The sequence below is a fragment of the Amycolatopsis sp. NPDC005232 genome, from assembly GCF_040607795.1.
Classification (GTDB): domain Bacteria; phylum Actinomycetota; class Actinomycetes; order Mycobacteriales; family Pseudonocardiaceae; genus Amycolatopsis.
In genome coordinates this window covers 666,835-688,623 of record NZ_JBEXHL010000002.1, presented here as the reverse complement: position 1 = coordinate 688,623, position 21,789 = coordinate 666,835, and the positions used below count along the sequence as shown (strand labels likewise).

The window sequence follows — 21,789 nt, the reverse complement described above, 5'->3', positions numbered from 1 at the left end:
CAGGTTCAAAAGCCTCGGAGCCTGGTACTCATGACGACGACAACCACCACGCCGGTGCACCCCACCGGCGTGACCGCCAGGCCGGCGCTCACCTCCGCCGGCCTGGTCACCGTGTTGCTGGGGGCGGCACTGCCGGTCATCGACTTCTTCATCGTCAACGTCGCCCTCCCCACCATCGATACCGATCTGCACGCGTCCACCGCGACGTTGGAGCTGGTGGTGGCCGCGTACGGCATCGCCTACGCCGTGTTGCTGGTCCTCGGCGGCCGGCTCGGCGACGCGTTCGGCCGTCGCCGGCTGTTCCTGCTGGGGCTCGCGCTCTTCACACTGACGTCGCTGGTCTGCGGTCTCGCTCCCGATGCGTTGACGCTGGTGCTCGCCCGCGCCGCGCAAGGGGCAGCGGCGGCGATGCTGCTGCCTCAGGTGCTCTCGATCATCCAGGCCGGCACGACCGGCGAGCACCGCTCGCGCGCGCTCGGCTCCTACGGCGCGATGGGCGGCATCGCCACCGTCGTCGGCCAGCTGCTGGGCGGTGCCTTGGTGGCCGCCGACCTGTGGGGCACGAGCTGGCGGCCGATCTTCCTGGTCAACGTGCCGATCGGTCTCATCGGGCTGCTCGTCGCCCGCCGCACAGTGCCCGACAGCCGCGCGGAGAACCCGCTCGGCGTCGACCGCTGGGGCACGGCGCTGCTCGCCGCTTCACTCCTGACGCTGCTCGTGCCGCTGATGGAAGGCGGCGCGCTCGGCTGGCCGTGGTGGACCATCGCGCTGCTGGTGCTGTTCCCGTTCGCGGTGCTGGCTTTCGCCCGCGTCGAGACCCGGCTGGAGGCTCGCGGCGGGATGCCGCTGCTGCCGCCGGCGCTGCTGCGCACGGCCAACGTGCGCCACGGCCTGGTTGTCGCGGTCCCGTTCTTCTGCGGCTTCGGGTCCTTCATGTTCATCTACGCCGTGACCCTGCAGGACGGTCTGCACCTCGGCCCGCTCGGCTCGGGGCTCGTGCTGACGCCGATGGCCGTGGCGTACTTCGTGACGTCGCTGGTCAGCAGCCACCTCGTCGCGCGCTTCGGCCAGAAGGTGGTGCTTGCCGGCGGTGTGATCGCGGCGCTCGGCCTGCTCGTGCTGGCCGGTTCGGCGCTGTGGGCGTGGCCGGACCTCACGCTGTGGGAGCTGGCGCCCGCCATGGTCCTCATCGGGATCGGCAACGGCCTGGCCATGACCACGCTGTTCCGCATCGTCCTATCCCGCGTGCCCCACGACCTCGCCGGCATCGGCGGCGGCGTGATGACCACGACGCAGCAGACGTCGCTGGCCCTTGGGGTGGCCGTGTTCGGCAGCCTGTTCGCGGGCTTGAGCACGGGCTCGATGGGGTATGAGGGAGCGTTCGTGCTGGTCATGGGACTGCTGGCCGCAGTGGCGCTGCTCGTGGTGGTGCTGGCGAGGAAGCTGCCGGATCCTCGGTGAAGGCTCAGCCCGGGAGCGACGACCAGCCGCCGCCCCGGGCGAGCAGGATTCGGACGGCCTCGGCGTGTTCCGCGAAGCCCGCGAGGTCGCCGTGCAGCAACGCGGCGCGTTCGGCGTCCAGCGGTGCCGTGTCGTCGCGCCAGAGTTCGAGCGTCCAGTTGGCGGCGAGGAACATCGAGCGCACGAGGCCGATGATCCCGGCGCTGTCGGGGCCGCCGCTGCGGCGGTAGGACTCGAGGATCTCGTTGCACGTCGAGAACAACCCCGTCAGCCCGGTCACGGCCTCGGCGGGCGTGCCGTCCCAGTCCGGCCCCGGCCACGTGCAGGAGCCCAGCTCCAGCCACAGCCGCCAGCCGGCGGTCAGCTCAGCTTCGTTGCACGGAATCCAGTGCCCGGCCATGGTTCGAGTGTGCGCCCGGGCGACGCGGGACCCGCCGGGGTCATGGGGTTTCTCACTCGTGTGGCTGTTCCCAGAGCCAGAACTCGATGCCCTGGTCGTCGACGCAGTCGGCGGTCGTGCCGTACGGGTGGTGCTCCACCTCACCGGCCGTGCCGCCGTGGTCGCGAACGCGGGCGAGGGCCGCTTCGAGGTCGTCCACGGCGTACATCAGCTTCCAGCCGACCTGGCGGTCCGGGCCGCCCCACAACCCGCCCTGGAGGCCGGGGCCTTCGAAGCCCCAGGCGTCCGGCACGGAGCCCGGCGAGAACTGCCAGCCGAGGACGCGGCCGTAGAAGGCCTTCGCCGCTTCGTCGTCGGGCACCTGGAAGGTGAAGTACATGGCTTCGCCGTGGCGGGTCGGGTTCGTGGCGTACTTCCCTGTCCGCCCGGGGTGGCCGGCCTGCGCGACGAGCCACCGCTGGCCGTAGGGGTCCTTGATCGTGCCGCTGAGCCCGTACCCGCGGTCCTCGACCGGGCGCAGCAGCTCGCCGCCCAGCTCCACGGCGCGGCGAGCCGACTCGCGAACGTCGGGCACCTCCACGCGGATCAGCGGCCCGCCTTCGGGCGCGACGACGTTGCCCAGCTCGGGGAACTCCTCCGCGAGCATCAGCACGCTGTCGCCGATGGCCAGCTCGGCGTGCCCGACGCGGCCGTCGTCCATCACGATCGGGTCGGAGCGGCGGCGCGCGCCGAAGACCTCGACGTAGAAGTCCAGCGCGGCGCGGGCATCGGTGACGACGAGGTACGGCGCGAGCGCGCGCACGGCGGCATCGGCGGGAGTTTCGGTGGTGGTCATCTCGGCTCCGTTCAGGATGAGGCGCCGCAGGTTGTCCCGCAGCTCCCTGGCGAACGCCGGGTCCGGGTCGACCGGCGTCGGGGGCAGTGCGAGCGCGTCGAACGGCTCATTCATCGCGGCCCCCTTTCTCCTCGTAGCTGTGGCGGAACGCGGCCTTCGCGCGGGTCAGCAACGCTTCCGTCGCGTTGACCGTGCGACCGAGGCAGGCGGCGACGTCGCCGACCGGCAGGCCGTCGACATACCGCAGCGTGAGCACGGCCCGGTGGTGCGCGCCGAGCGACCCGAGCACCTGGCGTGCGCGCAACGCGTCGAGCTCGGTGTCCCACGGGTCGTGGGCGTCGGGCTCGTGCACCAGCCGCAGCCCGCGTTCCTCCCGGGCCTTGCGGCGCCAGTGGTCAGCCAGCTTGTGCCGCGCCACCCCGATCAGCCACCCGGTGTTCACCGGCGGCGCACCCGACTTGCGACACGCGGCAACGGCCCCCAGGAACGTCTCGGACGTCAGTTCCTCGGCCAGCACGCGGTCGCCGCAGCGCGCGAGCAGGTACCCGTAGACCTCCGGCAGCGCGGACTCGTACAGCCCGAGCAGCGCGAAAGCCGGGTCCGGTCTCACCCGCGGTTCCGTCACACCCACATCGTCGTCCGGGGACCGCGTTTTCCGTCGGGTGAATTTCGGGCCGCTGGAAAATCGTTGGTCGGCGCCGGTGGCGGGCGGCGACACTGCGGTCATGGCCGGGCGAGGACGAGCGACGGGGTTGAGCCTCACGTCGTGGGTGCTGTTCGCCGGATCCGGGCCGGTGGCGAAGGCCGTGATGGGCACGGGCTGGTCGCCCGCCGCGGTGACGGCGGTCCGAATCGCGCTCGCGGCCGTGGTGCTGGTGCCCGGCGTCGCGCTGGTGCGGCCGTGGGCGTTGCGGTTCCGCGGGTCCGACGTGTGGCTGGTGCTCGGTTACGGCGTGCTCGGCGTGGCTGGGGTGCAGCTGTGCTTTTTCGTGGCGGTGGACCGCGTGCCGGTCGGAGTGGCGATGGTGCTGGTGAACCTGGCGCCCGCGTTGGTCGCGCTGTGGGTCCGCGTGGTGCGCCGCGAGCGGCTTCCGGCGCTGGTTTGGGTCGGGACGGCGCTCGGCGTGGCCGGGCTGGCGCTCGTCGCGCAGATCTGGCAGGGCGGACGGCTCGACGCGCTCGGCATCGCCGCCGGCGTGGGCGCGGCCGTGTGTTCGGCCGGGTACTTCCTGCTCGGCGAACGCGGTGCGGGCCGGCACGACTCGGTCGGACTCACGGCTGCCGGACTGGCGATCGGGGCCGTCGTGGTGGGCGCGGTCAGTCCACCGTGGACGGTGGCGCCGGCGTCGATCACCGCCACGGCAACGCTCGGAAGTCTGCACGTGCCCGTGTGGCTGGCCTTGCTGGTGCTGGCCGTGGCCGGCACGGTGCTGCCCTACCTGGCCGGGCTGCGTGCGTTGCGCGATCTGCCTTCGGCGCTGGCGAGCGTGCTGGCGCTGGTGGAACCGCTGGTCGCCGCGGGGCTGGCGTGGTGGTGGCTCGGCGAAACACTCGGCGCGACGCAGCTGGTCGGTGCGGCCGTGTTGCTCGCGGGAGCGGTGCTGGTGCAGGTGGCCGGATCCCGCAGCCCCGAGGACGTACGGGATCCGGCGACGGTCACCAGCTAACCGGCCGACTGCGGTCCGGCTCGTAGGGCTGCGTGATCACTTCCACGCCGTTGCCGCCCGGGTCGAGGAAGTAGACCCCGCGGCCGCCGTGGTTGTGGTTGATCTCGCCGACCTGCTTGCCGGCCGGATCGGCGTGGTAGGTCACGCCGGTTTCCTTCAGCCGCGCGAAAAACGCGTCGAAGTCGTCCTCGGGGATCAGGAAACAGTAGTGCTGCAGCCGAAGGTCCTGCGGCGGGATGGTCGCGAAGTCCAGCCGGACGCCGTTGCCGGTTTCGACGGGGATGAACGGCCCCCATTCCTCGCCCACTTCGAGACCCAGCAAGCGGGCGAGGAACTCGGCGGACTCCCGGTTGTCCCGGGACGGCACGATCAGATGGTTGAGCTCAACGGAAACGGACACGAACAATGCCTCCAGAAGGCATCCCGGCACCTCCATGTCTCACCCAGCCGGTGACCGACACGCGATGCCGCGTCCGTGATCGTAAGCCAGGACTAGGAAACCGTCACGCGCTTTCGCCCCGCCGCCCGCGGCCGCCCGACGCCCTGCCACGAGAGGCCGGCGTCGATGACCGTGCGCGGGTCGAGGAGGTTGCGGGTGTCGACGACGTCGTCGCCCTCCATCGCGTCGGCCATCACCGTCCAGTCGAGGTGCTTGAACTCGGCCCACTCGGTGAGGACCACGATCACGTCGGCGTCCTTCGCGACCTGGTACGGGTCGTCGACCACGGTCATGCCGTCGATGCCGGTGTCCACCGCCGGGTCGTAGGCCGTGATCTCCGCGCCCAGCGCGCCGAGCACCGAGGAGACGGCGAGGGCGGGCGAGTCGCGCAGGTCGTTGGTGCCGGCCTTGAACGCCAGGCCCAGCACACCGATCCGCGCGCCGGCGAGCGTGCCGCCGCAGGCGCCGGCGATCTTCGCGACGATGCGGTCGCGCTGGGCGATGTTCTCGTCGATGGCCGAGGTGAGCATGCGGAAGTCGTAGTTCACCGACTCCGCGACCTTCACCAGCGCGCTGGTGTCCTTGGGCAGACACGAGCCGCCCCAGCCCGGGCCGGGCTTGAGGAACGTGCGGCCGATGCGCCGGTCGTAGCCCATGCCCTCGGTCACGAGGTCGATGTCGGCGCCGAGGCGCTCGCACAGCTCGGCGATCGAGTTCACATAGGACAGTTTCAGCGCGAGGAAGCAGTTGGCCGCGTACTTCACGAGTTCCGCGCTCGCCGCGTCCGCGACGACGACGGGTGCGCCGAGGTCCGCGTAGAGGTCACCGACCCAGCGGGCCGCGCCGGGGGTGTCGGACCCGACCACGATCCGGTCGGGGTTGAGGAAGTCGGAAACCGCGGTGCCTTCCCGCAGGAACTCCGGGTTGGACACGATGGGCACGTCTTCGCGGCCGAGCATCGCGCGGATGCGCTTGGAAGTGCCCACGGGCACGGTCGACTTGGTGATCAGCGCGCAGCCGGCGGGCAGCACGTCGCCGATCTCGGCCGTCACCGCCTCCACCGCGCGCAGGTCCGCTGAGCCGCCGGCGCCCATCGGCGTCGGCACGCACAGGAAGACACCGTCCGCCTGCCGCACGGCTTCGCGCGCGCCGACGACGAACGACAGCCGCCCACCTTTGATGCCACCGGTGACCAGTTCGGCCAGCCCCGGTTCGAGAATGTCCACTCTGCCGGCGGTGAGGCGAGAGACCTTCGCCTCGTCCACGTCCACGCAGGTGACGCGATGCCCCAGGCTCGCGAGACATGCCCCCGTGGTCAATCCGACGTACCCCGTCCCCACCACCACGATCCGAGCTGCGCTCATGATGCCGAAGGTGACATTCGGAGTTGAAGCGGGCGCTAACGGAAGTGGGCGACGCCGAATACTCCACGCGAGAAGTGAAGAACGGCTCTCGCGTGAGACAGCACACCCGGCGCTGGTGCGAACGAACGTTAACCTGTCGTTACGGTGCAGGGCCGCACCACGAGCAGGAGAAGGGCTGAAGATGCAGATCACCGACACCGCAGCGCTCGTCACGGGTGGTGCTTCCGGCCTCGGCGGCGCCACCGCCAAGGCGCTGGCCGCCAAGGGCGCGCGCGTCTTCGCGCTCGACCTCGCCGCGTCGATCGAGAAGGCCGAGCAGGTCGACGGCATCACCTACGTCGAGGCCGACGTCACCGACCCCGACCAGGTCCAGGTCGCCGTGGACACCGCGGCCGGCTCGGGCGTGCCACTGCGCACGGTCGTGAACTGCGCCGGCATCGGGCCCTCGGCCCGCATCCTGTCGAAGAAGGGCCGCCACGACCTCGCGCTGTACGCGAAGGTCGTGCAGATCAACCTGATCGGCACCTTCAACGTGCTCACCATCGCGGCCGAGGCCATCGCGAAAACCGAGCCGCTTACCGACGACGCCCGCGGCGTCATCATCAACACCGCCTCCGTCGCGGCCTACGACGGCCAGATCGGCCAGGTGGCCTACTCGTCGTCCAAGGGCGGCGTCGTCGGCCTCACCCTGCCGGCCGCGCGCGACCTTGCGTCGCAGGGCATCCGCGTGCTGACCATCGCGCCGGGCATCGTCGACACCCCGATGCTCGCCACCGTGAGCGACGAGTTCCGCGCGGGCCTCGCCGCCGGCGTGCCGTTCCCGAAGCGCCTGGCGCGGCCGGACGAGTACGCGCAGCTCGCCCTCTCGCTGATCGACCACGACTACCTCAACGGCGAAGTCGTCCGCATGGACGGCGCGCTGCGCATGGCTCCGCGCTGAGGTTCCCAGGCGGTCTGGACCACGCGCGTGGTCCAGACCGCCCGCGCGTCACGCCTTCGTCAGCCGCGCTTCCAGCCCGATGCCGTCCGTGGTGATGTGGCAGGAACCGAAGCGGCTTTCGCGCGCCAACGTTTCGAACTGCTCCGGCGTGTACGCGCGCTTGCGCAGCTGCCCGAGTGTCCACTTCGTCGTGAACGCACTCACGGCCCCCAGCTTCATCCCGGCCACCTCGGCCGCGATGTCTTCCGAAGTGGCCGTCTTGCGCAGGTCCTGCACCAGCGCCACCCCGCCCGGCCTGAGCACGCGCCACATCTCGTCGAGCGCGTCGACCGGGTCGGCGAAGTTCTTGAACGCCGCCTGCGTGATCAGGAAATCGAAGGACCCGTCCGCGAACGGCATCGCCGCGACGTCGCCGTGCACGAACTCCGCCGCGACACCCTGCTCCCGCGCGTACTGGCTCGCCAAGGACACGAACGTGCGACTCACGTCCAGCCCCGTCACCGCGAAGCCGAGCCGCGCGAGCTCGACCGCGTGGAAGCCGGGTCCGGGCGCCACCTCCAGCACATCGGCGCCGCCGGGCAGCTGCTTGGCCAGCTCCGCCGCCGACGAGCGGTAGTACGCCAGCTGCGGCGCCGTCCCGCGACCGCGCGCGTAGGCCCGCGCGACCGGTCCCTCCATCTCCGGCACGAGCTTGGTCCGGTGCCGCTTGACCTCGGTGTTCGTCATGGTTGCACTCCAGTTCGGTGGGTCGGCCGAACCGCTCCGGCGAGTGCGGGCCCGTATCCTGTGATCGCAGCCTGAGGATCGGATCCGCGCCCGCGGAATCGGTTCGAGGGTTTCCCCGGTCCCGGTGGTGGTGTGCCAGCACTGCCTCCGGGGCCGGCTTTCTACTCCTGGCCGCCTTCGGTGAAAGCGGTCAAGTCTTCCGGCAGCTCGCCGGTCTCGCGGTAGTGCCGCCACTCGGCGACACCCGGCAGCGCGTTCGTGGCCACGTCGTCGCGCAGGCCGCGCACCCATTCGATCTCGGCGCGCAGCAGTACAAGTTCGAACTCGCTTTCCACGAGGAACAGCCGCGGCACCTCGGCACGCGAGGCGTCCAGCGCCGAAACCCGTTCAGCGAGGCGCTTTTCCAGCGCCGTGAGGCGTTTCGTCAGCAGGTCGGCGACTTCGTCCGGCCCGAGCGAGGCCATGATCGACAGCCCGGCCTGGAACTTCGTCGGCTCGAGGTCCGGCTCGCCGAGCAACTCGGCCACCCAGTCCTCCAGCTCCGCGCGGCCGGCGTCGGTGAGGCGGTAGATCGTGCGCTCGGGCCGCGCACCGTCGCGGACGCTCTCAACAGTGGCGACGAAGCCGTGCTTCTCGAGGTTGCCAACGACCGTGTAGAGCGAGCCCCATTTGATCTTCATGTCGGTGTCTTTGCCGCGTTCGCGCAGTACGGAGGCCATTTCGTAGGGGTGCATCGGCCGCTCGACCAGGGCCGACAGCACCGCCAGCCCCAGCATGTTCCCGACCTTGCGCCGCTTCACGGTCACCACTTCCTCGTCTACGAGTATTCGCAGACGAGTATAAGCACAGCCGGCTGGTGATCGCCAGGGTCAGCGGTGGATGAGAAGCACCTCGGTGCCGTCCGGCGGTACGGGGACGGCACGCTGCAGCCGTCCGGCGTGGACGGTGCCGAGGGCGACCACGGCGGCCGAATGACCGAAGCCGGTCAGGACGATCCGGTCGCCGTCGTGCAGCTCGCCGGCGCCGGCGGGGGTGACGATCGCCGGGCTGTCGACCGACGACCCGGTGTCGGTCAGGGTGACGGGCTCGCCGGTCGCCGTCGTCGCGCGCAGGCCCCACGGCTCGGACAGCGCACCCGGGTTGGACTTCACGGCCGCGAAATCGTCGCGGCCCTCGGTGATCACGCCGAGGAACCCGGCCCGCGTCGCCACGACGTCGCCGGGCTTCGCGTCGACCCCGGAGATGCCGAACTGGGCATCGTCGCGGGCGCGGACGACGGTGCCCGTCGAGATCGCCGGGTCGTGCGCCGAGGTGATCAGCTCGCCGAACACGGGGTGCTGCGGGTTTCCCGTGGCGAGGGAGGTGTTCCACCCGGCCGCGGTGGGCGGGAGTTTCGCGGTCGCGAGGCCGTCGGCCACTTGGGTCTCGCCGGAGGTGAACCTCGCCGTGTCCACCTGCGGAGCGGTCACCGCGACGCCCGTCGCAGGGCCGCCGTCCGGCGCGGAGGCGACGAAGCCATACGCGGGGGCCGCGAGCCCGCCGGCCGGGACGGTCAGCCGCGCCTGTACCTGCAGCTCCGGTCCGGTGAGAAACGCCAGCCGGACTCCGCCGTCGCGCTCCTGGCTACGCAGCACGACGATCGTGCCCACCTCCGGCCGGCTCCCGGCGAACACCACCTGGGCCGCCTGCCCACCCCAGCCCCACCGCGCGCGCTCGATCAAGTCCACGTTGCCGGCCAGCGACCCCCGCGCGGGCCACTGCGTCACCGGCACGGCCTGGACCTGCGACGACGTGGTCTGAGTGGTGACGATCGTCGCCGCGCCCAGCGCGAGCACCACGGCGGCGGCCGCGGCCCCGGCCAGCGTCCGCTGCCGTCGGCGGGTCCGGGTCTCCAGCACCCGCCGCGCCATCCGCGCCGCGGCCCCTGGCTCCGGAGGCGCCAGCGCGGTCTCGCCGAGCTCCCGGCGGACGGTATCGGTGAACTCCTGCTGCCTCAACGCTCTGCCCTCCCGATCGCCGCCGGACTCGGCTCGTGCGTGGCCTCCCACAGCTCCCGCAGCCGGGCCAGCCCGCGCGCGGTCGACGACTTCACCGTCCCGACGCCGCAGCCCAGCAGCCGCGCGGTCTCCGCCTCGCCGAGGTCCAGGTAGAAGCGCGCCGCCAGCACCGCCCGCATCCGCGGCGGCAGCTGCCACAGCAGCGCGACCATCTCCGCCCGGCCCGCCGACACGGCGAACGCGTCTCCCCCGGCCTCGACGTCCGCCCCGGCGATCGGCATCAGCCGCTCCCGGCGGCGACGGTCGCGGCGAGCGAGGAAGACGCGGAACAACGCCTGGCGGGCGTAGGCGCGCTCGTGCTCGATGTCCGCGCGGCCGACGTGCTTGACCAGCCGCAGCAGCGCGTCGTGCACCACGTCCTCGGCCTCGCCGCGGTCGCCGGTCAGCACGAGCGCGTAGCGAAACAGCTCGTCGTAGTGCTGCTCGACGAAGACCTCGAACCCGCGCACGCGCACCGCCCTCCGCTACCCGACGCCCCCTTGGATCGCGGAGAACGCCGGAAAGTTGCCTGGGCGGGCGAACTCGAGCCGGCGAGTCACTCGGCGGGTGACCACACCCAGTTCGGCCGCTCGTCGGCCACCTGGAAGCCCAGGTTGAGCATGTTGTGCAGCGAAGAGTTGTGCCCACCCTCGTTCTCGGCGCCGGTTTCGGCGACGAGCAGGTGGCAGCCCAGCTCGGCCGCGAGCCGGGCGCGGGCGGCGAGGAGCTCCGTCTGCCCACCGCGGTTGCGGGCGTGCTCGGCGACCGCGCCGCCGAACATCTGGCCGATCTCACCGTGCTGGTACATCATCGCGGTGCCGACCATCTCGTCGTCGAGCCAAACGGCGAACGGGTGGCAGTTCGGCTCGGCGGCCGACGCGGCGAACATCTCCGCGAAATGCTCCTCAGGCATGCCGAAGACGTTCAGCATCAGCGCCGCCCACCGGTACAGGTCACCGGGTTCGACCGGCTCGACCCGGATCTCGTCGGCCGGCCTGCGCTCGTCGTCGTCGGCGCGAGCCACGACTTCTTCCACCGGGGCGACGAGCTTGGCCCACGACGAGGTGGTCGTGAGCCCTTCGCGCTCGCAGATCTCGGCCCAGTCGTCCGGAATCACCGACGGCGCGAGCTGCAACGTGGCCCGGCGCGTGCCCGCCGCGCGGTAGAACGCGCACACCTCGGCGATCAGCTCCGCGGTGACCGGCTCCGTGTGGCCGAAGCCCAGCGCCTTGCTCCAGTAGTCCGTCGGGTCGTTGCGCACCGCCAGCACCACCGCACCGCCGAGGCGTGCGGCCGTCATGCCGAGCGCGGAACGCACCGGCTCGGGACCGCCGGTCTCAAGCCGGAACAGCGCTTCCGCCTCGCACTCCTCGATCGCCAGAGGCGGCTCGACCTTGATCATCGCGTTAACATACTGCGCACCGGCCCTCGGATCAGAGATCGAGCATGAAAGGCACCTCGACTTGCGCCCGATCGGACATCCACTCGCGCAAGGCCTTCGTGGCCAGCACGTCGTCCTCGTTGTACTGCAGGAGACGCTCGCGCTGGGTGTCGTCGGGAGTTTCGCCGTCCATGCCCACGGCGTCGCGGTACCAGCGCATCGACGCTTCGCCGCCGGCCTCCGCGTCGCGCCACCGGAAGCCCGCGACGGGAGCGATCACTTTGAGGCCCTTGCCGCGTGAGCACAGGAACTGGTCGGTGACGCTGCGGAAGAGGTCCACCCACTCGTCGGAGTCCACAAAGGACTGCACGTCCTTCTTCGCCGGGATCCCCGGGTGGTCGCCGAAGCGCTCGACGGAGCCGAACAGCCAGCGGTTCTCCGCCAGCGCGTTGTAGCAGTAGGCGCGGAACGTGAGCCCGGCCGCGAGCGTGCGCTCGCGCACGTCGGTGAACCACGCCCAGAACTCGGCGAACGAGCGCGCCTCGTCCGTGGTCGGCAGCGGCTCCCACGTGGCGAACGCACGGTAGCCCTGCTCGACGCCGATGTCCGCGCCCGAGAGCAGCGTGCCCCACAGGTACGCGCCGGCGTCGCCGAAGCTCTCCATGTCGACGTCGACCTCGACGTCGCCGCGCGGCACCTCGACCTGCGGCGTGCGGCGCACCACGGTGAGGTCGGCGAGCCACGCGCGCGCGAGCATGATCGCGTCGGCGAACGTGCCGCCGGTCCAGTTCATCGGCGGCGCCTCGGCGGCCGGGTCGAGTGCGGCCAGCTTGTCCACAGTGGACACCCCGGTGCGGCGCAGCTCGCCGGCGTCCTCGCCGCGCACCACGAGGCTGACGTCGCGGGTCGCGGTGAGCTGCGCCTCGCACGTCGGCCAGAACGGGCAGCGCCGGCACTCCAGCACGCGCGAGGGCATGGCCAGCGGTTCGCCGCCGGTCGCGGCCGCGGTGGCCACGGCGAGGCGGTCGGCGAAGCGCGCGTCGTACTCCGCCAGCGCGCTGCGGCCGCCGGGCCAGGTGCCGGCAGTGAGGTCGTGCCAGACGACCACATCGGCGTCGAGCCCGATGACGCCGCCTACGGCGCGGCCGGTCTCGGCCCGCCCGTACGTCTGCAGCATCCGCCGCAGGTGCGCGAGCCGCAGCTGGTCGCGTGGCTGCGAACGCACCTTGCGCGCCTCGTCCGGCGTGCGGTGCGCCGGGTCGAGGTCGGTCAGCCCGGTGGTCGGCGCGCCCTGGCCGCGGTCGGTGATGCGATGGCGCACCACGAGCACCGGCACGTACCCGGTCGCGGTGCGCACGAGCAGGTCGACGCCGCCGCGCCGGTGCCCGACCGGGTCGGCCTGAAGCAGCGGGCCCCAGATGAACCGCGTGCCCTCGGCGAAGGCTTCCTCCGTGAGCCGCACGCGATCTGCCGCGGGCAGGTCACGCGGGATGCGCACCCAGGTCGCGTCGGCACTGGTCGCATCGGCACTGGTCGCATCGGGGCCCACGGCATCGGTGGTCGCGTCGATGAGGCGCTGCAGAATCGCCTCGCGATGCGCCGTCGCGTCGGCGATCCGCTGCTGCGCCGTGGGATCCGGCGGCGGCAGCGGGACGTCTCGCATCGCGGGGTCGTGCTCCAGATGCACACGACGACGGCAGCGACTGACCGCTCCGGCGTCGAGCAGCACCTCGTTACCCATGACGATCACCTTATCCGCCCCCACCGACAGAACTGCCTTTCCGTGCTGCGAGCCGACATGCCCGGCCCCACTCGGACCAGTAAGTTCGACCACGACGAGTAGCAGGAGGTGGGCCATGGCGCGCAAGGCCAAGCAGGACGCGGGTGAAGCTCGGATCACCCCGAAGAAGGCGAAGAACGCGATCGCGGTGGCCAAGGTGCTCGGGCCGGCCGTGATCCCGGTGGTCGCGCCGTACGCGGTGCGCGCGGCGGGGGCGGCCCGGGAGCTGTACGACCGCTACCAGGCGCGCAAGCTCGGCGTCGCCGTCGACCAGCTCGGCGAGTTCTCCGGCCGCGGTGCCGCGCTGCACGCGCGGATCGCCGGTCTCGTACAGGGCCTGGGCGAGCTCAGGAAGTCGAGCAAGGCCACCGACGCCGACGCGAAGTTCGCGACCGACACCCAGGGCACGCTCGAACAGCTGTCGGCCACGGTCCGCGCGGCCGAGCGGATGCCCGCCACCCGGCGCAAGGCCGCGCACCGCGCGGTGTCGAGCGAGCTCGACTCCCTGGAGGAACAGCTGCTGCACCGGCTCGGCGTCTGAACGCGAGCCGGGCCGCTCACCCGAAGTGGTGAGCGGCTCGATCGCCCCGAAGACAGCTCTGCTCAAGACATCCCACTCAAGAATCCGAGGTTCCCGTCGGCAGCGGGATCCACTTGTGCGACCAGGTGATCACGGCGTCGACCACCGGCTCGAGGTCCAGGCCCTTCGCCGTGAGGTGGTACTCGACCTGCACGGGCGTGGTGGCGAGGACCTGCCGTTCCAGCAGGCCCTCCTCCTCCAGCGTCCGCAGCCGCTGCGCCAGCATCGTGTCGCTGACGCCCGGCACCGCGGCCCTGATCTGGGCGTAGCGGTGGCTGCCGGTGAACACCGCGCGCAGGATCGCGCCCGTCCAGCGCGTGCCGATCAGCTCGATCGCCGTGTGGAAGCGCGTGCAGACCTGGTGGACGTCGTCGCCGTCGTGCCCAGGTTCACTGTGCTCGACCATCGCCCGTTCCCCTCGCCAGGAGTCAGTCGCCCGAGCGCAGCGGCGCCAGCGACGCGGTGACCCGCACCAGCTCGTCGAACATGGCCTTGGCGGAGGTCTTCACGATCTCGTTGGGCACGAACTCGCCCTCGTCGCTGATGAACTGCTGCACGAACGGCACCGACACCGCGTCGAACACCGGGGTCATGCGCAGCGTCGTCACGACCTGCTTGATCTGCTGCACCGCGCGCGTGCCTGCCGCGACGCCGCCGTAGCTGACCAGCCCGACGGCCTTGTACTTCCACTCGTTGTGCAGGTAGTCGATGGCGTTCTTCAGCTCGGCGTTGTAGCCGTAGTTGTACTCAGGCATCACGAAGACGAACGCGTCCGCTTCGGACACCTTCGCGCTCCAGTCCTTCGTGTGCTGGTGCTCGTACTGACCGAGGCGCGGGTGCTTCGGCTCGTTGAAGAACGGCAGGTTGACCTCGGCGAGGTCCACGAGCTCGACGTCGAAGCCGCCGTGCTCGATCGCCGCGGACTCCGTCCACTTCGCCACCGGCAGGCCCACCCGGCCCGGCCTCGTGCTCGCCAGGATGATCTCAAGCTTCGGCAACGCCTCCGCCTCCTCCCGGCCCGGCAAAACGCGGGCCGCTCGACTAAGGATTCCTGAGCAACTTAGCATTCCTTAGTGAACGGCCCGCGTCCGGCTGCTTACTTGATGAACCCCTTGTCGATCATCCACTGGTGCGCGACGACACCGGCGTCCTCGCCGTCGACGTCGACCTGCTTGCACAGCTGCACCATCTGCGCGTTGTCGATCGCCGCGGTCACCTTCTCCAGCGGGCCGCGCAGCGCGGGGTGCTGGTTCAGGAAGTCCGTGCGCATCGTCACCGCGGCGTTGTACTGCGGGAACGCCTTCTTGTCGTCCTCGAGCACGCGCAGGTTGAGCCCCGAGATGCGGCCGTCGGTGGTGAACACCTCGCCGACCGGGCACGTGCCGTTGGCCACGGCGGAGTAGATCGTGCCGATGCCGAAGTTCTCGATCTTCGGGTTCTGGAAGCCGTACGCCTTGACCGCCGCCGGGAAGCCGTCCTGGCGGCTGGTGAACTCCGTCTCCAGGCAGAACCGCGCCTGGTCGGGCTTCTGCTTGAGGAAGTTCGCCAGGTCGGTGGTGGACTTGAGGTTGTTCTGCTTGGCGTAGGCGTCGGTCGTGGCGAAGGCGTACTGGTCGTTGAGCGGCGAATACTTGAGCCACGTGACGCCGTTCTTCTCGGCGTCGGCCTTCGCTGTGGCGTCGTACTGCGCCTGCTCGCCGCCCGGCACTGGCAGCTCGTTGCCCTGATAGTTGATCCAGCCGGTGCCGGTGTACTCCCAGGTGACGTCGGTCTGCCCGTTGAGCAGGGCCTGGCGCGACGAGTTGGATCCCTTGATGTCGGTGAGGTCCACGACGTCGGCGCCGGCGGCGCTCAGCGCCATCTCCGCCATGTAGCCCAGGATGATGTTCTCGGTGAAGTCCTTCGAGCCCACCACCACGCGCACGCCCTGCACGCCGGGCGTCGGCTGGATGGAACCGGGCTGGATCGAGTACGGCACGGACGTGTTGAGGTCGAGCCCGCACGCCGAGAGCGTCCCGGCGAGCAGCGCCGCCCCCGCGAGGACGCCCGCCTTCTTGAGGACGTTCATCAGCGCAGCCCCTTCGGTCCGAAGAACTGTTCCGCCACCGCGCCCAGCCAGTCGACCAGCAGCGCCAGCGCGACGGCCAGCACGGAGCCGGTGATCAGCACCTTCGTGAGGTTGAGCTTGTAGCCGGTGTCGATCAGCAGGCCGAAACCGCCGGCGTTGACGAACATCCCGAACGTCGCCGTGCCCACGGCCAGCACGAGCGACGTGCGCAGGCCGGCCAGGATCAGCGGGATCGCCAGCGGGAACTCCACGCGCCACAGCACGGCCGACGAGGACATCCCGATGCCGCGCCCGGCGTCGATCAGCGCCGGGTCCACCTGTTGCAGGCCCACCATCGTGTTGCGCAGCACCGGAAGCAGCGAGTAGAACGCCAACGGCAGCGCCGCGACCCACAGCCCGCCGACAGCGCCGGTGACGATGAACCACAGCACCAGCACACCCAGCGCGGGCGCGGCCTGGCCGATGTTGGCGATCGCGAGGAAGACGGGCGCGAGGAACCGCGCCCACCGCCGCGTGACCAGGACGCCGAGCGGCACGGCCAACAGCACCACGAGCACCACCACGACCAGCGTCATGGCGACGTGGTCGCGCAACGCGGTGAGCAGCGAAGTCGCGTTGAGCGTGGTCGCCTCGGTGGCGGTCAGGCCGGTGCCGAACACCCAGCCGAGCGTGACCGCGACCAGCACGACCACGGCGATGGGCTGCGCGAACAAGCGGAAGCGCTCCGCGCCGCGCGAGCCGGATTCGGTGGAGAAGCCTGATTCGACGACTGCTGTCACTGCGACACACCTCCGACCGGCTCGTGGTCGTCGGCGTGGTGGTCGTCGGCGTGGTCGTCACGCAGCTGCTGGATCGTGTTGATCACGGTGTCCAGCTCGATCGTGCCGGCGAACTCGCCGCGCGGGCCGGTGACCGGCACCGCACCGCCCTCGGCGAGCATGGCCTCCAGCGCGTCTTGAAGCGTCGACTGCAGGCTCACGACGTCACGCAGCGGCTTGCCAGCGTCGGCGAGCGACGTCGCCGCGGTGAGCTGCCGCCGGTGCACCCACCGCATGGGGCGCCGGCGCCGGTCGAGGACGAGCACGAAGTTCTTGCGCTGGTCGTCGAGCTTGCGCGCGATGTCGGCCGGAGCCTCGTCCTCGCTCGCGGTGAGCGCGTCCTGCTTCAGCTCGACGTCGCGTACGCGCAGCAGGGTCAGCTGCTTGAGCGAAGCGCCGGCGCCGACGAAGCCGGCGACGGTGTCGTCGGCCGGGTTGGCGAGGATCGCGTCCGGGGTGTCGTACTGGAGGATCTTCGACTCGTTGCCGAGCACGGCGATCTTGTCGCCGAGCTTCACGGCCTCGTCGAAGTCGTGCGTGACGAACACGATCGTCTTCTTGAGTTCGGTCTGCAGCCGCAACAATTCGTCCTGCAGGTTGCCGCGCGTGATGGGGTCCACCGCGCCGAACGGCTCGTCCATCAGCAGCACCGGCGGGTCCGCCGCGAGCGCGCGGGCCACGCCGACGCGCTGCTGCTGACCACCGGAGAGCTGGCGCGGGAAGCGGTCGCGGAAGTCGGCCGGGTCGAGCCCGACGAGGTCCATCATCTCCTCGACGCGCGCGGTCACCTTCTTCTTGTCCCAGCCGAGCAGCCCCGGCACCACGCCGATGTTCTGCGCCACGGTGAAGTGCGGGAACAGCCCGGCCTGCTGGATCGCGTAGCCGATGCGCCGGCGCAGGGTGTCGACGTCGAGCTTCAGCGCGTCTTCACCGCCGATGGTGATGCGCCCGGACGTCGGCTCGATCAGGCGGTTGATCATCCGCATCGTCGTGGTCTTGCCACAGCCGGACGGGCCGACCAGGACCACGATCTTGCCCGCCGGCACGATCATGGAGAAGTCGTCGACGGCGGGTGCGCGCGTGCCCGAGTAGCGCTTGGTGACGTGGTCCAGCTCGATCTCGGCGCCGGATACCTGGTCTTCGGAAGCGTGCTCAGCCACGGAGCCCCCTCGTTACGGTCAATCGCTTGATCAGGACGTAGATGGCGTCGAGCACGAGCGCGAGGATCACGACGCCGACGGTGCCCGTGAGGGCCTGGTTGAGCGAGTTGGCGCTCCCCGCGTTGGTGAGGCCCGAGAAGACCTCGGAACCCAGGCCGGGGCCTTTCGCGTAGGCCGCGATCACCGCGATGCCCATCAGCATCTGCGTCGCGACGCGCATGCCGGTGAGGATCGCGGGCCACGCCAGCCGCAGTTCGACGCGGGTGAGCACGGAGAACCGGCCCATCCCGATGCCACGCGCCGCGTCGGTCACCGCCGGATCGACGCCGGCGAGGCCGACGATCGTGTTGCGCACGATCGGGAGCAGGCCGTAGAGCACCAGCGCGATGACGGCGGTGGTGGAGCCGAGTCCCGAGAGCGGGATCAGCAGCCCGAGGAGGGCGAAGGAGGGAACGGTCAGGATCGTGCTGGCGAGCGCCGTGGCGACAGCCGAGCCGATGGGACTGCGGTACACGGCGATACCGATCGCCACCCCCAGCACGGCGGCGAGGATTGTGCACTGCACGACCATGCTCGTGTGCAGGTACGCCTGCAGCCACAGCCGGTCCCACCGGTCCGAGATGTACTCGAAGAGGTTCATGCGTATTCGATCTCCTGCCGCTAGTGAGGAGCCCCAGACGTCACCCGTTCGGAGTAGCTCATCAACCGGGTGGGTGACTACCCAGAACGAATGCGGACCAAACCTCCCGTCTCACCGTTGGTCAGGCCACCGTTTCGCATCCTGAGATGATCGGCAACCGAAGCGAGTGGCTGGGCCGGGCGGTCGTCACCTGATCGCAACGCCGCGACCAGCATCTACTTGAACGTTCACCGAGACACTGCTCACAGGCCGGGAGTGCTCGATCACCCGCCGGAGTGCCGATAAGCTGCCTCGGTGAGCACCCGGACCCGGCACCGCGGCGCGTTGGCCGCTGCGCGCGGCGGGCTGCTCGCGGCCAGTTCGGCGTCACTCGCGGTGACCGCCCACGGCGTCGCCGACGGCGGGCTGCCCGACCCGGCGCTCACGGTCCTGCTCACCGGCCTGCTCGGCTGGACGGCCACCGCGCTCGCGGGCAAGGCCCGCGGCCGCCTCGCGACCGTCGCCGTGCTCGGCGCCGGCCAGCTGGTGATGCACCTGGTGCTGACCACGCTCGGCGACCACACCGCGCACGACGCCCACGCTGCCGCCGGCTGGGCGAGCGGCTGGACGATGACGGCTTCGCACGCCGTCGCCACCTTGCTCACGGCCCTGCTGCTGGCGCGCGCGGACGCGCTGCTGCTGACCGTGCTCCACGTGGTGCGAGCGGTCCTGCCGCTCCTCACGCCGCCACTGCCCGTGCCCGCCGGCGCGGCCGTGGCACTCCCGCCGCGGCCCGTGCGGTCCGTGGCGATCCTCGACGTCGAGCTGCGGCGAGTCCGCGGCCGGCGCGGGCCACCTGCGCTGCCCTGAACCCGATTTCCCTTTTCCCCTTACCGGTGGAGCCCCCGAAGGCTCTCCACCGGATCACCCCCCTGTTCAGGAGCAGTTGTGTCCCATCACGTCTTCAAGCGCGCCGGCGTCCTCGCCGCCGCCGTCGGCATCACCGGCCTGCTCGGCGCCGGCATCGCGTCGGCCCACGTCACCGCCAACGTCTACGGCGACCAGCCGGCCAAGGGCGGCTACGGTGCGATCTTCTTCCGCGTTCCCAACGAGGACGCGAAGCTCGGCACCATCAAGCTCGAGGTGGACATCAAGCCGGAGTACGGCATCGGCAGCGTGCGCACCAAACCCATCCCCGGCTGGAGCGCGCAGGTCACCGAGTCACCGCTCGCGCAGCCGGTGACCACCGCGTCGGGCACGAAGATCACCGAGGCCGTGACCAAGGTGGTCTGGACCGCGCAGCCCGGCACCAAGATCGGGCAGAACGAGTTCGAGGAGTTCCAGATCAGCGCCGGGCCGCTGCCCGCGAACGTCGACCAGCTCGAGTTCCCCGCCATCCAGACGTACGAGGGTGGCAAGGTGGTGTCGTGGAACCAGCCGACGCCCGACGGCGGCGAGGAGCCGGAGCACCCGGCGCCGACCGTCAAGCTCGCCGCCGAGGCTGAGGGCGGCGACCACGCGAGCATGACGGCCTCCACCACCAACGCCGAAGCGGCGACGCCGGCTTCGGACACCACGGCGCGCTGGCTCGGCGGGGCCGGCCTCGTCGTGGGCGCGCTCGGGCTCGGCATCGGCGGCGGCGCGGTCCTGCGCTCCCGCCGCACCGGCAACACCGGAGGAAGCAAGTAAATGCGGAAAGCGCTCCTCGCGCTGGCGATCACCGGGGTGGCCCTGCTGGGCACGGCCACCCCGGCGCTGGCGCACAACGTGCTGATCAGCTCCGACCCGGCCGACAGCGCGTCGCTGGCCACCGGTCCGGCGAAGGTCACGCTCACGTTCGACCAATACGTGCAGGACGCCGACGTGAACCAGATCGCGGTGACCGGACCCGACGGGAACCAGTGGGCCGAGGGCCCGGTGACCGTGGAGAACAATGTGATCAGCGCACCGCTGCGGCCGCTCGGCCCGGCGGGCAAGTACACGGTCGGCTACCGGATCCTGTCGGCCGACGGGCACCCGGTGTCGGGCGAGATCCCGTTCACGCTCACCAAGGCGGGCACCGGTACGCCGGCGAAGGTCGACGCGGCCAAGGCGTCCGGGGCACCGGCCGCCGATGCGTCGGCGACGTCTTCGCCCTCCGGCTCGACGGGCATTCCCATCTGGGTCTGGATCGCCGGCGCGGTGGTCCTGCTCGCGATCGGGCTCACCGTGGCGCTGCGCACCGGGCGTGAGCCAAGCCAGGAGAAGACGAAGCAGTGACACGAGCCGAGACCACCTCGACGGTCCGCTGGTCCACGCTGGTCTGCGTGGTCACGGCGGGCCTGCTGGGCGCGCTGATCGGCGTCGCGCTCACGGCGGCCGCGCCCGTGCCGGGTGTGGTGGAGCCCAGCGAGGTGGTCTCGGCCGCCATCCCGATCGTGCGCGTCCTGATGGATCTGGCCGCGGTCGCCACGATCGGGCTGGGCCTGCTTTCGGTGATGGTCGGCTACGACCGGCCGAAGCTCACCGAGCCGATCATGCGGCGGGCGCGCCCGGCGGCCGTCGCCGCCGCGCTGATCTGGTCGGCCAGCTCGGTGGTCGCCCTGATCCTGCAAACGGCGGAGTACAAGCCGGGCAAGGACACGCTGACCGCGGGCGACATCGGCGCGTACATCGCCGAAGTCGGCGCGGGCAAGGCGCTCGTGATCGTCGCGGTGCTGGCGCTGCTGCACGCCGGGCTGGGGTTCCTCGCGCTGCGCCAAGGCGAGAAGGTGCCGGCCGAGGTCCGCGTGGGCGTCGGCATGTTCGCGCTGCTGCCGCTGCCGGTGACCGGCCACGCGTCGAACTCGTCGTGGCACGACTACACGATGATCTCGATGGAGCTGCACGTGATGAGCGCCGTCGCCTGGTGCGGCGGCCTCGGCGCGATGATCGTGCTGCTCGCGACCAACCGCACGCTGCTGGCCCACGCGCTGCCACGGTTCTCCAAGCTGGCGACGCTGTGCCTGGCCGTCTCCGCGGTGACCGGCGTGTTCAACGGCGCCGTCGAGATCCTGGCCAACCCCACCATCAGCTTCTGGGCGGGCGTGTTCACCACCCCGTACGGGCAGCTGGTGCTGCTGAAGATCGCGTGCACCGGGGCGATCGCCCTGCTCGCGGCCAACCTGCGCTGGCGGCTGATGCCACAGATCGTGCGCCACAACCGCACGGCGATCGCGTCGTGGGCGACGCTCGAGCTCACGGTGATGGGGCTGGCGTTCGGCTTCGCGGTCGTGCTGACGCGGGCTCCGGTCGCCGTTTCCTGAAGCCGACTTGCTCGAAATCCGAGTGTTTCCGAGCGCGTTACCGGCTCGTTCTCACCGCAAGTAGCTGCAAGTTGCACCACGGGAGTAGCAGTCCTCCGTTAGAGGCGATCGGCCGGACCGAACTTTCTACTCGCGCGGAGACCCCGTCAGCGATCTTCGGGGAAGCGACGAGTGGTCCTCTTCAGGCGTCGAGTGCACGTGCAGCAGCTCATGAATGTGGCGCGGGCCACT

25 protein-coding genes are annotated in these 21,789 nt (G+C 70.9%); 8 read left to right on the top strand and 17 right to left on the bottom strand.

The features are described from left to right. Window positions 1-30 precede the first annotated feature (30 nt). A complete protein-coding gene (locus tag ABZU76_RS07055; RefSeq protein ID WP_354865858.1) occupies window positions 31-1,461 on the top strand; it encodes an MFS transporter in 1,431 nt (476 codons plus the stop codon). A gap of 4 nt (window positions 1,462-1,465) precedes the next feature. Here the strand turns inward: ABZU76_RS07055 and ABZU76_RS07050 are convergent, their stop codons facing one another. From ABZU76_RS07050 to ABZU76_RS07040, 3 genes are read right to left on the bottom strand one after another with little or no spacing between them, the layout of a single operon-like run. Further along, a complete protein-coding gene (locus tag ABZU76_RS07050) occupies window positions 1,466-1,861 on the bottom strand; it encodes a hypothetical protein (RefSeq protein WP_354865856.1) in 396 nt (131 codons plus the stop codon). A gap of 52 nt (window positions 1,862-1,913) precedes the next feature. Further along, entirely contained in the window at window positions 1,914-2,810 is an 897-nt protein-coding gene (locus ABZU76_RS07045; RefSeq protein WP_354865854.1) for a VOC family protein, read from the bottom strand. Next, window positions 2,803-3,321 carry a sigma-70 family RNA polymerase sigma factor gene (locus ABZU76_RS07040; protein ID WP_354865852.1) on the bottom strand — a complete coding sequence of 173 codons (519 nt, stop codon included), beginning with the start codon at window positions 3,319-3,321 and terminating at the stop codon, window positions 2,803-2,805. The genes ABZU76_RS07045 and ABZU76_RS07040 overlap by 8 nt, the downstream gene beginning before the upstream one ends. A 100-nt stretch (window positions 3,322-3,421) precedes the next feature. Here ABZU76_RS07040 and ABZU76_RS07035 point away from each other — a divergent pair, with 100 nt between their 5' ends. After that, on the top strand, window positions 3,422-4,363 hold the full coding sequence (locus ABZU76_RS07035) for an EamA family transporter (protein WP_220245513.1): 942 nt from the start codon (window positions 3,422-3,424) through the stop codon (window positions 4,361-4,363). On the opposite strand, the gene ABZU76_RS07030 is transcribed toward ABZU76_RS07035, so the two are convergent. Both ABZU76_RS07030 and ABZU76_RS07025 read right to left on the bottom strand, forming a co-directional pair. Beyond that, window positions 4,353-4,763, bottom strand: coding sequence for a VOC family protein (locus ABZU76_RS07030; protein ID WP_354865849.1), 411 nt, complete (start codon window positions 4,761-4,763; stop codon window positions 4,353-4,355). The two genes, ABZU76_RS07035 and ABZU76_RS07030, sit on opposite strands and share 11 nt — an antisense overlap. 92 nt (window positions 4,764-4,855) lie before the next feature. Continuing rightward, window positions 4,856-6,166 carry a UDP-glucose/GDP-mannose dehydrogenase family protein gene (locus tag ABZU76_RS07025; protein WP_354865847.1) on the bottom strand — a complete coding sequence of 437 codons (1,311 nt, stop codon included), beginning with the start codon at window positions 6,164-6,166 and terminating at the stop codon, window positions 4,856-4,858. 181 nt (window positions 6,167-6,347) lie between these two features. On the opposite strand from ABZU76_RS07025, the gene ABZU76_RS07020 reads away from it, so the two are divergent. Beyond that, the gene (locus tag ABZU76_RS07020) at window positions 6,348-7,106 is read left to right on the top strand and encodes an SDR family NAD(P)-dependent oxidoreductase (protein ID WP_354865845.1); all 759 of its coding nucleotides are present in this window, start codon (window positions 6,348-6,350) and stop codon (window positions 7,104-7,106) included. 48 nt (window positions 7,107-7,154) lie between these two features. Here ABZU76_RS07020 and ABZU76_RS07015 read toward each other — a convergent pair whose 3' ends face one another. The 6 genes from ABZU76_RS07015 to ABZU76_RS06990 all read right to left on the bottom strand — a co-directional run bounded on the left by ABZU76_RS07015 (window position 7,155) and on the right by ABZU76_RS06990 (window position 12,990). After that, on the bottom strand, window positions 7,155-7,832 hold the full coding sequence (locus ABZU76_RS07015) for a class I SAM-dependent methyltransferase (RefSeq protein ID WP_354865843.1): 678 nt from the start codon (window positions 7,830-7,832) through the stop codon (window positions 7,155-7,157). A gap of 161 nt (window positions 7,833-7,993) precedes the next feature. Beyond that, window positions 7,994-8,638: a PadR family transcriptional regulator gene (locus ABZU76_RS07010; RefSeq protein WP_354865841.1), complete on the bottom strand. Its 645-nt coding sequence runs from the start codon at window positions 8,636-8,638 to the stop codon at window positions 7,994-7,996. Window positions 8,639-8,701: 63 nt separating this feature from the next. Then, window positions 8,702-9,829, bottom strand: coding sequence for a hypothetical protein (locus ABZU76_RS07005; protein WP_354865839.1), 1,128 nt, complete (start codon window positions 9,827-9,829; stop codon window positions 8,702-8,704). Then, window positions 9,826-10,338, bottom strand: coding sequence for a sigma-70 family RNA polymerase sigma factor (locus ABZU76_RS07000; RefSeq protein WP_354865837.1), 513 nt, complete (start codon window positions 10,336-10,338; stop codon window positions 9,826-9,828). Before ABZU76_RS07000 ends, ABZU76_RS07005 begins: the two co-directional genes overlap by 4 nt. Before the next feature lie 86 nt (window positions 10,339-10,424). Next, a complete protein-coding gene (locus tag ABZU76_RS06995; protein WP_354865835.1) occupies window positions 10,425-11,270 on the bottom strand; it encodes a GNAT family N-acetyltransferase in 846 nt (281 codons plus the stop codon). Between the two features lie 31 nt (window positions 11,271-11,301). Further along, window positions 11,302-12,990 carry a TM0106 family RecB-like putative nuclease gene (locus ABZU76_RS06990; RefSeq protein ID WP_354865833.1) on the bottom strand — a complete coding sequence of 563 codons (1,689 nt, stop codon included), beginning with the start codon at window positions 12,988-12,990 and terminating at the stop codon, window positions 11,302-11,304. 115 nt (window positions 12,991-13,105) lie between these two features. Here ABZU76_RS06990 and ABZU76_RS06985 point away from each other — a divergent pair, with 115 nt between their 5' ends. Then, window positions 13,106-13,570 (top strand): DUF6474 family protein, encoded by a 465-nt coding sequence (locus ABZU76_RS06985; protein WP_354865831.1) that lies wholly within the window; start codon window positions 13,106-13,108, stop codon window positions 13,568-13,570. Window positions 13,571-13,646: 76 nt separating this feature from the next. On the opposite strand, the gene ABZU76_RS06980 is transcribed toward ABZU76_RS06985, so the two are convergent. The 6 genes from ABZU76_RS06980 to ABZU76_RS06955 form a co-directional block, all read right to left on the bottom strand. Continuing rightward, the gene (locus tag ABZU76_RS06980; RefSeq protein ID WP_354865829.1) at window positions 13,647-14,015 is read right to left on the bottom strand and encodes a helix-turn-helix domain-containing protein; all 369 of its coding nucleotides are present in this window, start codon (window positions 14,013-14,015) and stop codon (window positions 13,647-13,649) included. A gap of 22 nt (window positions 14,016-14,037) precedes the next feature. Further along, window positions 14,038-14,607, bottom strand: a complete 570-nt coding sequence (locus ABZU76_RS06975) for an NAD(P)H-dependent oxidoreductase (protein WP_220245503.1) — start codon at window positions 14,605-14,607, stop codon at window positions 14,038-14,040. A gap of 98 nt (window positions 14,608-14,705) precedes the next feature. Then, window positions 14,706-15,677: a glycine betaine ABC transporter substrate-binding protein gene (locus tag ABZU76_RS06970; protein ID WP_354865827.1), complete on the bottom strand. Its 972-nt coding sequence runs from the start codon at window positions 15,675-15,677 to the stop codon at window positions 14,706-14,708. Beyond that, window positions 15,677-16,456, bottom strand: a complete 780-nt coding sequence (locus ABZU76_RS06965; RefSeq protein WP_354865825.1) for an ABC transporter permease — start codon at window positions 16,454-16,456, stop codon at window positions 15,677-15,679. The genes ABZU76_RS06970 and ABZU76_RS06965 overlap by 1 nt, the downstream gene beginning before the upstream one ends. Continuing rightward, a complete protein-coding gene (locus ABZU76_RS06960) occupies window positions 16,453-17,655 on the bottom strand; it encodes an ABC transporter ATP-binding protein (protein ID WP_354865823.1) in 1,203 nt (400 codons plus the stop codon). Before ABZU76_RS06960 ends, ABZU76_RS06965 begins: the two co-directional genes overlap by 4 nt. Beyond that, window positions 17,648-18,295 (bottom strand): ABC transporter permease, encoded by a 648-nt coding sequence (locus tag ABZU76_RS06955; protein WP_354865821.1) that lies wholly within the window; start codon window positions 18,293-18,295, stop codon window positions 17,648-17,650. Before ABZU76_RS06955 ends, ABZU76_RS06960 begins: the two co-directional genes overlap by 8 nt. Before the next feature lie 345 nt (window positions 18,296-18,640). Here ABZU76_RS06955 and ABZU76_RS06950 point away from each other — a divergent pair, with 345 nt between their 5' ends. The 4 genes from ABZU76_RS06950 (at window position 18,641) to ABZU76_RS06935 (ending at window position 21,558) form a co-directional block, all read left to right on the top strand. After that, a complete protein-coding gene (locus ABZU76_RS06950; protein WP_220247276.1) occupies window positions 18,641-19,144 on the top strand; it encodes a hypothetical protein in 504 nt (167 codons plus the stop codon). A 78-nt stretch (window positions 19,145-19,222) separates the two neighbouring features. Beyond that, window positions 19,223-19,963, top strand: coding sequence for a YcnI family protein (locus ABZU76_RS06945; protein WP_354865819.1), 741 nt, complete (start codon window positions 19,223-19,225; stop codon window positions 19,961-19,963). After that, window positions 19,964-20,533 (top strand): copper resistance CopC family protein, encoded by a 570-nt coding sequence (locus ABZU76_RS06940; RefSeq protein WP_354865817.1) that lies wholly within the window; start codon window positions 19,964-19,966, stop codon window positions 20,531-20,533. Beyond that, complete coding sequence (locus tag ABZU76_RS06935; RefSeq protein WP_354865815.1) at window positions 20,530-21,558, top strand: CopD family protein; 1,029 nt, start codon at window positions 20,530-20,532, stop codon at window positions 21,556-21,558. The genes ABZU76_RS06940 and ABZU76_RS06935 overlap by 4 nt, the downstream gene beginning before the upstream one ends. Window positions 21,559-21,789 lie beyond the last annotated feature (231 nt).